Raw genomic sequence first — 11,834 nt, forward strand, 5'->3', positions numbered from 1 at the left:
AACCAGAGGGGAACACGACGATGAATGTAGCTAAGAAGACATTAGGTGTTGCAGTAGTAGCGGCCCTGGCCACTGGCGTTTCCGCTACTGCAATGGCGCGCGATACCGTGCAGATTGCGGGTTCCTCTACGGTACTTCCGTTTGCCAGTATCGTTGCTGAAGAGTTTGGGAATACTTTTTCTCAGTTCGGTACACCGGTCGTTGGCTCTGGTGGCTCTGGTGGTGGCTTGCGTCAGTTCTGCCAAGGCGTTGGCGAAAACACCATCGATATTGCTAATGCCTCACGCGCCATCCGTAGCGCTGAAGTAGCGAGCTGTAATGAGGCCGGGGTCAATGAAATACTTGAGGTCAAATTCGGTTACGACGGTATTGTTTTTGCCTCGCGCCTAGACCGCGAAGCCTTTGAACTGACCCCAGACCATGTCTTCAAAGCCGCCGCAGCCCAAGTTACCCAAGACGGCGAACTGGTGGATAACCCCTATACCCGTTGGTCAGAAATCGATGCTGACCTGCCAGACCAGGAAATTGTGCTGGTCATCCCCGCTTCAAACCACGGCACCCGTGAAGTGTTCGAAGAGAAAGTCATCCACCCTGGCTGTGAAAGCGACGCCCAGGTTGAGGGTGATGCCTGCGTCAACCTACGTGGCGATGGCCGTATCGTTGAAATTGCTGGCGACTACACCGAAACGCTAGCGCGTTTAGATGCTCAAGCAGACGCCGTTGGCGTATTTGGTCTTAGCTTTTACGAGCAGAACCGCGACCGCCTACAAGTGGCCACCGTTGACGGCGTAACGCCAAGTCTGGAAACCATTGGCTCGGGCGAATACCCGATTTCTCGTCCGCTGTTCTTCTACGTGAAAGGTGAGCACCTTGACGTAATTCCGGGTCTGGCCGAATACACCGAATACTTCCTGAACGACATGGTGTCAGGCTACGGCAGCCCGCTGGAAGATGCTGGTCTTATTCCACTGGATGAAGAGGAGCGTGCAACCGCGCTTGAGCAGTTCCAAGCCCGCACTGTGGTTAGCCCAGAGTAAATACGGGCCTACTTGCCATCGATTAACACTTAACTCGCTTGGCAGTCGCGCCGGCATCAATGATCTGATGCCGGCGCTTAAATGTAGAAAATCACAGGCGGAGAGATAATGAGCAACATTGCCTTGATAGCCACACTGCTCGTGATCATGGCCCTGGCTTACCACTTAGGGCTGACACGAAGCCGTGCGGTTGCGGCAGAAAATGATGTCAGGATGCACTCGCGGCCGGGCTATTACGGTGTGCTCGTTGCATTGTGGTGCGGGCTGCCAGCCTTAGTGCTGTTTTTGCTGTGGTCTTTCTTAGCGCCCCAGCTTATTGAGATGCTCGTTACTCATCAGTTGCCCCATGAGTTGGTGGCTAGCATGAGCGGACGGGAGCTTGAAACAACGTTACGTCGTATTTCCGTACTAGCCGAAGGGCGTGGTGTTGCCGGCGGTGGAAGTGCCCAAGAACTGGCGGCTGCCAACCATATGGCGCGCCTGCATACCTATGAAAATCTAAGTCTCGTCGCGCTAATGGCTGTGTTAGTGGTCGCCGGTTTGACATATGCCAAGCGGCATATTTCACCCCAGTGGCGCGCTAGAAACCAAGTTGAGCGGGTGATTACCTTTGCCTTAGCAGCCTGTTCGGCAGTAGCGATTTTTACCACGGTGGGTATTGTGCTCTCCATGCTGGGAGAGGCTTTAAAGTTTTTCAGCTTTATTAGCCCCGCTGAATTTTTCTTGGGAACCACTTGGAATCCTCGTTTCAATACCGCCGGGTCGAGTGCTCAGGGCGAATTTGGGCTCCTGCCGTTGCTATGGGGCACCATGATGGTGAGCGCCATTGCCCTCTTAGTGGCCATCCCCATTGGTCTCATGACAGCCATTTATATGGCCGAATACGCGCCTCGCTGGCTGCGTAATATCGCTAAGCCGGTAATTGAGGTGTTAGCGGGTATTCCAACGATTGTTTATGGTTTTTTCGCGCTGATTGTCATTGGTCCTTTCTTGTCGAGTGTCGGTGATGTCATCGGTATCAATATCCGTACCACCAGCGCACTGACCGCCGGCCTGGTGATGGGGATTATGATTATTCCTTTTGTCTCATCGCTTTCCGACGACATTATTACCCAGGTGCCTAAATCGCTGCGCGATGGTGCGCTGGGGCTAGGTGCAACGAAGTCTGAAACGATCCGCCAAGTAGTTTTGCCGGCAGCACTGCCGGGTATCGTCGGGGCCTTTTTGTTGGCGGCCAGTCGGGCGATTGGTGAAACCATGATTGTGGTATTGGCCGCGGGTAATAATCCAGTGCTGCATGGCAATCCCTTCGAAGCGGTTTCAACCATCACAGTCACCATTGTTAATCAGCTGACCGGGGACATGGATTTTGCCAGCCCGCAGTCGCTGGTTGCGTTTGCACTTGGTTTGACGCTGTTTGTGATTACCCTAGGTTTGAACGTTATCGCACTGGTTGTGGTGCGTAAATATCGCCAGCAATACGAGTAAGCGACTATGTCTATAACGATTGAGCAGCGTCGACAGCACCGTCTGATGACGATCGAAAAATCGCTGGCGAAACGACACCGCAAAGAGACCCGCTTTCGCCGCGTGGGGTTAGCCGCTGTGACAACGGGCATGGCTCTGGTAATCATTTTATTCGCGAGTATTCTTGCGCGTGGCGTACCTGCTTTTTGGCAGTCGACGGTTTACACCGACGTGTATTTTGACCCTGAGGTTATTCAGTTGGATGAAAAGCCGCGGCGTGAAGATGGCGAGACCCAGCTTGCATTTGATGAACGCTATGGCGCATGGCTAACGCAGGCCAGTTTAATCAACTGGCAGTCACTGATTGATAATGCAATGGAAGATGCATTAGGCGTGGATGTTGAGTCTCGCCAATTGCGCGACTTGCGGGCATTATTGGCCTCTGGCGAGCGCTTTGCATTACGCGACCAGTTTATTGAAAAGCCTTCATTGCTTGGTCAAACTGTCGAGGTCAAGCTGCTTGCCAGCGCCAATGTGGATGTATGGATCAAAGGCAATATAGATCGCAGCTTACCGGATGCGCGTCAGCAGCTTAGCCCGCAAACGCGTGAGTGGGCTGATCGGCTCAGTGATGAAGGCATCATTGAGAATGCTTTCAGCACATCGCTGTTTCTCAATACGGATTCGCGCAGTTCACCGGCGTCAGCAGGTTTGGCAGGTGCCTTTATGGGCTCTCTGTTTATGATGATGGTGGTCATTTTGCTGTCGGTGCCTATCGGTGTCGCGAGCGCTGTTTATCTTGAAGAGTTTGCGCCTCAAAACCGTCTCACCGATCTGATCGAAATCAACATCAATAATTTGGCCGCTGTGCCTTCCATTGTCTTTGGCCTGTTGGGGGCATCCATCTTTATTGGCTACTTTGGCTTGCCGCTATCAGCACCGGTCGTCGGCGGTTTGGTGCTAACGTTAATGACATTGCCGACGATCATTATTACCACGCGCGCATCGCTGCGTTCGATCCCTCCTTCCATACGCCAAGCGGCGTTGGGTATTGGGGCATCGAAAGTACAAACCGTTTTTCACCATGTGCTGCCGCTGGCGCTGCCCGGTATATTGACCGGCTCTATTCTAGGTATTGCACAAGCGTTAGGTGAAACGGCGCCGTTACTGCTGATTGGAATGAATGCCTTTGTGGCCAACGTGCCGGGTACGCCGCTGGAACAATCAACGGCGTTGCCTGTACAGATTTATCTCTGGCAGGGCAATGAGCTGCGCAATTTCTTTGAAGCGCGCACATCAGCAGCCATCATCGTGTTGCTAGGGCTGATGCTTAGCTTGAATGCATTGGCGATTTGGTTGCGTAAAAAATTCGAGACGAGGTGGTAAGTGAATACTTCTACACAGCCTAATATACCTTCGCCTATGGTGAGTGTGGGTAACGGCGAGAGCCGCACCAGTAAGGCAAAAGATAAAGTGAAAATGAGCGCTGAAAACGTCGAAGTGTTTTACGGCAATGCTCAGGCGATTAATGGGATTGATCTCGATATTTACGAGAATGAAGTAATGGCCTTTATCGGCCCTTCGGGCTGCGGTAAATCAACGTTTTTACGCTGCCTGAATCGGATGAACGACACTATTGATATTTGTCGTGTCGAAGGCAGAATAACGTTAGATAATAACGATATTTATGCTCCGGATCGCGATGTCGTACTACTGCGGGCTCAGGTCGGCATTGTGTTTCAAAAGCCTAACCCGTTTCCTAAATCGATCTACGAAAATATCGCCTATGGGCCGCGTCTTCACGGACTGGCAAAGCGTAAGGCAGAGTTAGACGATATCGTTGAAAGCAGCCTGCGTCGTGCGGGCTTGTGGGACGAGGTTAAGGATCGCCTTGATCAGCCCGGCACGGGCCTATCCGGCGGGCAGCAGCAGCGTCTATGTATTGCCAGAACCGTGGCCGTTAGCCCTGATGTCATTTTGATGGACGAGCCCTGTTCGGCGCTCGACCCAATCGCAACAGCGAAAATTGAGCAGTTGATAGATGAGCTGAGCGAGAGTTATACCATTGTGATGGTAACGCACAATATGCAACAGGCTGCTCGCGTCGCTGACCGTACCGCCTTTTTCCACATGGGAGACCTGGTGGAAGTGGACAGTACCGATACTATTTTCACTAACCCACGGGATCAGCGCACGCACGACTATATTACCGGACGCTTCGGTTAAGTACCTTAATTGGCTAAGTTTTAATGGCTCAGTTTTAATGACTAAGCTTTAATGACTAAGATTTAATGACTAAGATTTAATGACTAAGATTTAATGACTAAGCTTTAATGACTAAGCTTTAATGACTAAGCTTTAATGACTAAGCTTTAAGCCAACGTCTTTTTTATTAAAAAGAGACGTTGGCTCTTGTCACAACGAGCTATGTGCCATTGATTAGTCGATTAACTCAACGGCGACGGCTGTCGCTTCACCTCCGCCGATACACAGGCTTGCGATGCCGCGTCGGCCACCTTGTGTTCGCAGGGCATGAATCAGCGTGGCAATAATGCGCGAGCCAGTCGAGCCAATTGGGTGGCCTTGGGCGCAGGCGCCGCCAAAAACGTTGACCTTGCTATGGGGCAGCCCTAGATCATCCATGGCCATCAGGGTCACGACGGCAAAGGCTTCGTTGATTTCAAATAAATCCACATCGTTAACGCCCCAGCCTAGCTTTTTCATCAATTTTTCAATCGCACCGACAGGCGCAATGGTGAACTCACTTGGGTGGCGGGCATGGGTTGAATGACCCACCATCCGCGCGAGTGGTTTAATGCCGTGCTGCTCGGCCGCTGCTTGGCTGGCCAAGATGAGTGCGGAGGCGCCGTCGGAAATGGAGCTGGCGTTGGCCGCGGTAATGGTGCCGTCTTTGGCAAAAGCAGGGCGGAGCTGGCGGATTTTGTCTAGTTTGGCTAAAAAGGGCTGCTCGTCATGTTCAACAACGGTGTCTCCGTGGCGAGATGTAACGGTGACGGGGGCCATCTCGTTGGTCAAGTGGCCTGCATTCGTCGCGGCCATCGCGCGCTCAAGAGACGCGATAGCGAAGTCGTCAAGCTGTTCGCGAGTGTAGCCGCGCTGAGTGGCGACGTCTTGGGCAAAGACGCCCATCAGTTTTCCCGTTTCAGCATCTTCCAGTCCGTCTAAAAACATGTGATCTTTTAGTTCGCCATGTCCCAGTCGATAGCCGCCGCGTGCCTTCGTCAGAATGTGAGGTGCGTTAGACATGGACTCTATGCCGCCAGCCAGCACAATATCGCCACTGCCCGCTTTGATAAGATCGTGGGCAAGCATGGTAGCCTTCATTCCAGAGCCGCACAGCTTATTAATGGTGGTGGCACCATTGGCATCGGGTATGCCGGCTTGGCGCATGGCTTGGCGAGCAGGCCCCTGTTTAACGCCCGCGGGCAGTACACAGCCCATAATTCCTTCGGTTATCGCAGCGGGGTCGATACCTGACGCTTCAATCGCCGCCTTAATGGCGGTTGCGCCAAGCTGTGGCGCTGTCATCGTGGCAAGGCTGCCCATCATGCCGCCCATCGGCGTACGTTTAGCGGCTAGAAATACAACATCGGTGGGGCTGCTCATGTTCAATCTCCTTCCAGTTTATTGTGATTATCATGCCGAGTGGTGGGTGACACGTTGACCCGTTGGCAGCGCTGTGGTTCTCTCCAGAGTAACCAAGCAAGCGCTAGTGTAAATGACATGAATGTAATGAATGCATCACCACGCCGCAAGGAATTGACGCGTCTCGCCGCTCAGCTGTTCGTCCAAGAAGGCTTCGATCGCACCACGGTGCGCATGCTGGCGCAGGAAATGGGCATTAAATCCGGTAGCTTGTTTCATCATTTTAAAGATAAGCAGGAAATTCTGGCGGCGGTGATTGAAGAGGGCACCCAAAATGCCTTGTTGATTGCACGTAAAGCCCTGAATGAGTGCGCCACCGAGCCGGAAATTCGCTTACGCACCATGGCGCGTGCCCACCTTGAAACCTTATTTACCGACCGCAATGCCCATGTAGTGGCGCTCTTTGAGTGGCGTAGGCTTGATCCTGTGGCGAGCGCTCATCTCAGTCATTTACGCGATGCTTATGAGGCTTTGTGGGTCTCGGTGATTGACGAGGCGCTGGACTCAGGATTAATCCATGGTGATCGTTTTCTTGTGTCGCGCTTTGTGCTGGGGGCTTTGAATTGGACCGTTCGTTGGTACGACCCCAACGGCTCTCGCTCACCCGATGACCTCGCTGACGAGCTTGTCGCTATGATAATGCCCACCGCTGATTGATATCCCGCTGTATACCATTGGCTAGCCCCGACCAACGTCTAGTGCCTTAAACCATCAGAATGCTTGCTCTCCAAGGCGATTGCTTTTAGCGTTGTTTTTATCTCAAAAGTTCCGTTAACGTCAACGGATGTTTTATAGGCGTTGCCTGTTCCCATATCGCTTGCTACGTGCTCATTACCAACAACAATTACCGACGACATCAGAGAGCCATCATGACCACGACACCGCACACACTGCCCGACTACCAGCACTACCTGGATAGCTTTTCTATCGATAGCGTCATTGCTCGCTTAGATGACCACCAAGACGGCTTCCTTAATGCTTTTGAGGCCTGCTGTGGGCGTCATGTGCGTGCAGGACGTGGTGACTTACTGGCGTTGGTTCAGGAAGATTCCCAAGGCGCTATTAATACGCTGACTTACGCCGAGCTTGATAAGCAAAGCGCGATGCTTGCCGGTTGGTTTCAAGCTCAAGGGCTACGCCAGGGCGATCGCATCGCCTGCATGTTGCCACGATCCCCGCAGCTGTTGATTGCCGTTCTAGCAACATGGCGTATCGGTGCCGTTTACCAGCCGCTGTTTACCGCGTTTGGTCCTGATGCCGTGGACTATCGGTTAGGGCGTGCCGATACCAAACTTGTGATAACTGATCACGCCAATCGCTATAAGTTTGATGGTTTGAGCCAGTGTCCGTCGGTGTTAGCCGTCGGTGGTGAAACCAGCGAGCATGCCGATGATCACGACTGGCAAGCTGCATTGACGCATACGTCAATGAGCGAAAGTCCGCCAAGGCTCTCGCCTGATGAGCCATTTCTGCAAATGTTTACCTCTGGCACGGTGGGCAAGCCAAAAGGGGTGGCGGTTCCGCTGGCGGGCATGACGGCATTTGCGATCTATATGGAGCTCGCCATTGACCTACGCGACGATGACCGCTTCTGGAATATGGCTGATCCAGGCTGGGCCTATGGCCTTTACTATGCGATCACCGGGCCGCTGCTGCTGGGCGTAACCACGCATTTCTGTGAGGCGGGCTTTAGTGCCGAAGGGGCGCTGGCGTTTATGAAGCGCCACCACATTACCAATTTTGCCGCCGCGCCCACTGCTTATCGCTTGATGAAGGCCTCAGGCCTATTTGATGACGCGCATGAAACGTTAGAGCTGCGAGCGGCAAGTTCAGCAGGAGAGCCTTTAAATACCGAAGTGGTTACCTGGGTAGAAAGGTCGCTCGGCTGTTCGGTGATGGATCACTACGGTCAAACCGAAACGGGGATGACCTGTAATAACCATCATGCGCTTGATCATTTAAAGCACGTAGGCGCCATGGGCGTGCCGATGCCGGGCTACCGTCTCGTCATTTTGGATGCGGAGTATCGCGAACTCCCCGCAGGGGAGCCTGGTGTTCTGGCGGTGGATATCAAGAACTCGCCAGCGCACTTCTTTCCAGGATATACCTGGCAGGAAAAAAATCCCTTTGTGGAAGGTTATTACCTAACCGGAGACGTGGTGATTCGCAATGAAGATGGCACCTTTCAGTTTGCCGGCCGTGATGATGACATTATTACCACGGCAGGTTATCGCGTTGGGCCAACGGATGTTGAGAACAGCGTGATGACGCATCCTGCGGTCGCTGAATCGGCAGCCGTAGGGCAGCCAGATGAAATTCGAGGCGAGGTAATTAAGTCGTATGTGGTGCTGCGCGAAGGCTTTGAGCCCAGTGATGTCCTCGCCGATGAAATCAAGCAGCGAGTACGCGAGCGGCTTTCGACGCATGCGTTCCCACGCATCATAGAGTTTGTCGATGAGCTACCCAAAACTCCCAGCGGAAAGATCCAGCGCTTTAAGCTACGCGCTCAAGCGGTAGAAGAATCCAAGTCAAGGCAGTCATTGTAACCACCATAGGGAATCCAGTTATGCAGGTTAAGGACAGTACGTTTTTGATTACCGGCGCCGCCTCAGGGCTGGGCGCAGCAACCGCTGAGCGTTTAGTCGCCTCGGGTGCACGGGTCGTTCTGTGCGACTTGAACGACAGCGTGAATGCGCATGCCCAGCAGTTGGGGGCAGGCGCACAGGCTGTCCTTGCTGATATCACCTCTGCTGAACAGATGCAGAAAGCGGTGGACGCAGCCGTTGCGCTAGGCGGTGAGCGCGGGCTGTCGGGCGTGGTTCATTGTGCGGGCGTGGTAAGTGTGGCAAAGCTGGTTGATCGAGACGGTATTCCGGCGGATCTAGAAAGCTATAAGAAAACGATCAATATCAATCTGGTGGGCACGTTTAACGTTATGCGCCTTGCCGCCGCAGCGATGGCGAAAAATGTGCCTAGTGAAAGCGGTGAGCGTGGGGTGATTATCAATACTGCGTCTATTGCGGCTTTCGATGGGCAGGTGGGGCAGTGTGCCTACAGTGCCTCTAAAGCGGGGGTTGTGGGGATGAGCCTTCCCGCCGCGCGTGAGCTGTCTCGGCATGCTATCCGCGTGATGGCAATCGCCCCAGGGGTATTTGAAACGCCGATGATGAGCGAGATTCCTGATGAAGCCGCTCAGGCGCTAGCCGCTGCGGTGCCATTCCCTAAGCGATTAGGCAAGCCAGACGAGTTCGCTCAATTAGCGGAGCAAATTATTACCAACGCTATGCTGAATGGTGAGTTGATTCGCTTGGATGGCGGCATTCGCATGCAGTAGTCGTTTTTCCCAGTAAGTTATGGCAGCTCGTCAGCGAATCACTGGCGAGTTTTTTTATGTTTAGAGGCTATAGCATGTTGAGTTGGCGGCCAAAGTTGTAATGCGCTTCTAGGCTAAATTAAAACGCTCGCTTGACTCTATAGAGCGCTCGCGCTAGTTTTCAAACATGTGTTTGAAAGTTGTTTGTCTAAAAGCAATTTATCGGCTTTCAATACCCCCTTCTTTTGGAGAAGTGTGATGCCCAGCTACCAAGCCCCTATTCGTGATATGCGTTTCGTGATGGACGAGATGCTTGATTACCCCGCTCACTACGCACAGCTTCCAAGTGGCGATGATGCATCGCCTGATGTGATCAGCGCTATTTTGGAAGAGGGAGCTCGGTTTGCCCGCGAGGTGTTACTACCGATTAATCAAAGTGGAGATGAAGAGGGGTGTTTGCTAGAAGGAGGGGAGGTTAAAGCCCCTCGCGGTTTTAAAGAAGCTTATCAGCAGTACGTAGAAGGTGGGTGGCCAAGTTTGGCTGCTGACCCTGAGCATGGTGGGCAGGGGTTGCCGCCCTCGCTAGCCATGCTGCTTTCGGAAATGATCTGTGCCACTAACTTGGCGTGGGGTATGTATCCAGGTCTGTCGCATGGCGCTGCTGATGCTCTGCGTCACCATGGCACTGATGAGCAGAAGGCGACGTATCTCACTAAGTTGGTGGAGGGTGTGTGGACCGGCACTATGTGCTTAACCGAGTCCCATTGCGGTACCGACCTCGGCCTAATCAAAACGCGGGCAGTGCCTGCTGATGGTGATGCTTATGCAATTACGGGCACCAAGATTTTTATCTCTGCCGGTGAGCATAATTTGGCAGAGAACATTGTCCACTTAGTGCTGGCAAAACTGCCTGATGCGCCAGAAGGCTCTAAAGGTATCTCACTGTTTGTAGTGCCTAAGTTCTTACCCGATTCTCAGGGTAATGTGGGGGAGCGGAATGGCGTCACCTGTGGTTCGCTCGAGCACAAAATGGGCATTCATGGTAATGCTACCTGTGTGATGAACTTCGATGGCGCAATAGGCTACTTAGTAGGGCCGCCCAATAAAGGGCTGGCGTGCATGTTTACTATGATGAACGCTGCGCGTCTCGGCGTAGGTATTCAAGGGCTTGGGTTGATTGAGGCGAGTTTCCAGAATTCACTGAGCTACGCGCGGGATCGACTACAGATGCGTGGGCTGTCGGGTAAGCAGGCGCCTGATAAGCCAGCTGATCCGATTATCGTTCACCCGGACGTGCGCCGTATGCTGCTAACGCAAAAGGCGTTTGCGGAAGGCGGGCGCATGCTGGTGCTGTACGCTGCCCAAATGCTCGACGTGGTGGAACAAGGTGAGCCAGGTGAAGAGCGAGATCATGCTGAAACTCTCCTTGGTCTGCTAACACCTATCGTTAAGGCTTTCCTGACCGAAGTTGGTTTTGAATGTACTAACGAAGGCGTACAGATCTACGGTGGTCATGGCTTTATTAAAGAGTGGGGGATGGAGCAGCTAGTGCGTGATGCACGCATTACTCGCCTCTATGAAGGTACTACCGGTATTCAAGCGCTTGATCTATTGGGCCGTAAAGTGCTTATGAGCCAGGGTGAGTCGCTAAAAGTATTCACCAAAGAGATCCATAGATTTTGTAAAGCCGAGGCTGATAATCCCGCCCTTAACGAATTCATCGAGCCGCTTGCCAAGTTGAATGCAGAGTGGGGTGAGCTGACCATGGGCGTGGGTATGAAAGCTATGCAAGACCGCGAAGAAGTCGGTGCGGCTAGCGTTGACTACCTTATGTACTCAGGTTACGTCACGTTAGCGTATCTATTTGCCCGTGCGGCCAAACAGGCATCGAGCTCCTTGGGCGAGTCTGATAAAGCGTTTTATGCCGCGAAATTAAACACTGCGCGCTTCTACTATCAGCGGCTCCTGCCGCGCACTCGTGCGCACGCACAAATGATAAGTGCGGGTGCCGCGAGCTTAATGGCCATCTCTAGTGAGGACTTTGGCTTAGGTTTTGAAATTTAATAACAGGTCTTAATTTTTAGGCGCTAGCATTGGCCCAGCAACGCAAGCGCTAATGAGTGCTCTCTAATGATGTTGTTCTGCGCGTTGTTCTAAACGTGGTTTGCGGCAGAAGGGAGGTCTTCCGCCGTTTTTTTATGCTCTCCGCTTCTTTTGCTTGCAATCTCATCTGGGAAGCCATAAAGTACGCATCCGCTGCCGGGGGCGCCTAGCGTTACCAGCGGTGGATGAAGGTGAAAACCTTCGGTTTGTCAGCAGGTTAGCGTTTTCAGGTCATCGAAAAATGTTTC

9 protein-coding genes are annotated in these 11,834 nt (G+C 52.8%); 8 read left to right on the forward strand and 1 reads right to left on the reverse strand.

What is annotated here, in order from left to right; genetic code table 11:
• The first annotated feature begins 20 nt into the window (after positions 1 to 20).
• The 4 genes from ACT3RP_RS07530 (at position 21) to pstB (ending at position 4,730) form a co-directional block, all read left to right on the forward strand.
• Positions 21 to 1,037 carry a substrate-binding domain-containing protein gene (locus ACT3RP_RS07530; protein ID WP_483393552.1) on the forward strand — a complete coding sequence of 339 codons (1,017 nt, stop codon included), beginning with the start codon at positions 21 to 23 and terminating at the stop codon, positions 1,035 to 1,037.
• Positions 1,038 to 1,145: 108 nt separating this feature from the next.
• Positions 1,146 to 2,525: a phosphate ABC transporter permease subunit PstC gene (pstC, locus tag ACT3RP_RS07535; protein ID WP_096279211.1), complete on the forward strand. Its 1,380-nt coding sequence runs from the start codon at positions 1,146 to 1,148 to the stop codon at positions 2,523 to 2,525.
• Between the two features lie 6 nt (positions 2,526 to 2,531).
• Positions 2,532 to 3,890 (forward strand): phosphate ABC transporter permease PstA, encoded by a 1,359-nt coding sequence (pstA, locus tag ACT3RP_RS07540; protein ID WP_096279213.1) that lies wholly within the window; start codon positions 2,532 to 2,534, stop codon positions 3,888 to 3,890.
• A 36-nt stretch (positions 3,891 to 3,926) separates the two neighbouring features.
• Positions 3,927 to 4,730, forward strand: a complete 804-nt coding sequence (gene pstB / locus ACT3RP_RS07545) for a phosphate ABC transporter ATP-binding protein PstB (protein ID WP_096279215.1) — start codon at positions 3,927 to 3,929, stop codon at positions 4,728 to 4,730.
• A 213-nt stretch (positions 4,731 to 4,943) separates the two neighbouring features.
• Here pstB and ACT3RP_RS07550 read toward each other — a convergent pair whose 3' ends face one another.
• Complete coding sequence (locus ACT3RP_RS07550) at positions 4,944 to 6,131, reverse strand: acetyl-CoA C-acyltransferase (protein WP_483393553.1); 1,188 nt, start codon at positions 6,129 to 6,131, stop codon at positions 4,944 to 4,946.
• A 126-nt stretch (positions 6,132 to 6,257) separates the two neighbouring features.
• On the opposite strand from ACT3RP_RS07550, the gene ACT3RP_RS07555 reads away from it, so the two are divergent.
• The 4 genes from ACT3RP_RS07555 (at position 6,258) to ACT3RP_RS07570 (ending at position 11,547) form a co-directional block, all read left to right on the forward strand.
• Positions 6,258 to 6,827, forward strand: coding sequence for a TetR/AcrR family transcriptional regulator (locus ACT3RP_RS07555; RefSeq protein WP_096279219.1), 570 nt, complete (start codon positions 6,258 to 6,260; stop codon positions 6,825 to 6,827).
• Between the two features lie 212 nt (positions 6,828 to 7,039).
• Positions 7,040 to 8,716: an AMP-binding protein gene (locus tag ACT3RP_RS07560; protein WP_441684197.1), complete on the forward strand. Its 1,677-nt coding sequence runs from the start codon at positions 7,040 to 7,042 to the stop codon at positions 8,714 to 8,716.
• A gap of 20 nt (positions 8,717 to 8,736) precedes the next feature.
• A complete protein-coding gene (locus ACT3RP_RS07565) occupies positions 8,737 to 9,504 on the forward strand; it encodes an SDR family NAD(P)-dependent oxidoreductase (protein ID WP_096279223.1) in 768 nt (255 codons plus the stop codon).
• Positions 9,505 to 9,741: 237 nt separating this feature from the next.
• Entirely contained in the window at positions 9,742 to 11,547 is a 1,806-nt protein-coding gene (locus ACT3RP_RS07570; RefSeq protein WP_444625388.1) for an acyl-CoA dehydrogenase C-terminal domain-containing protein, read from the forward strand.
• The last annotated feature ends 287 nt before the right edge of the window (positions 11,548 to 11,834 follow it).

This window comes from Halomonas sp. AOP5-B2-8 (genome assembly GCF_052376475.1).
In the GTDB taxonomy this organism is placed as follows: Bacteria; Pseudomonadota; Gammaproteobacteria; order Pseudomonadales; family Halomonadaceae; genus Vreelandella; species Vreelandella casei.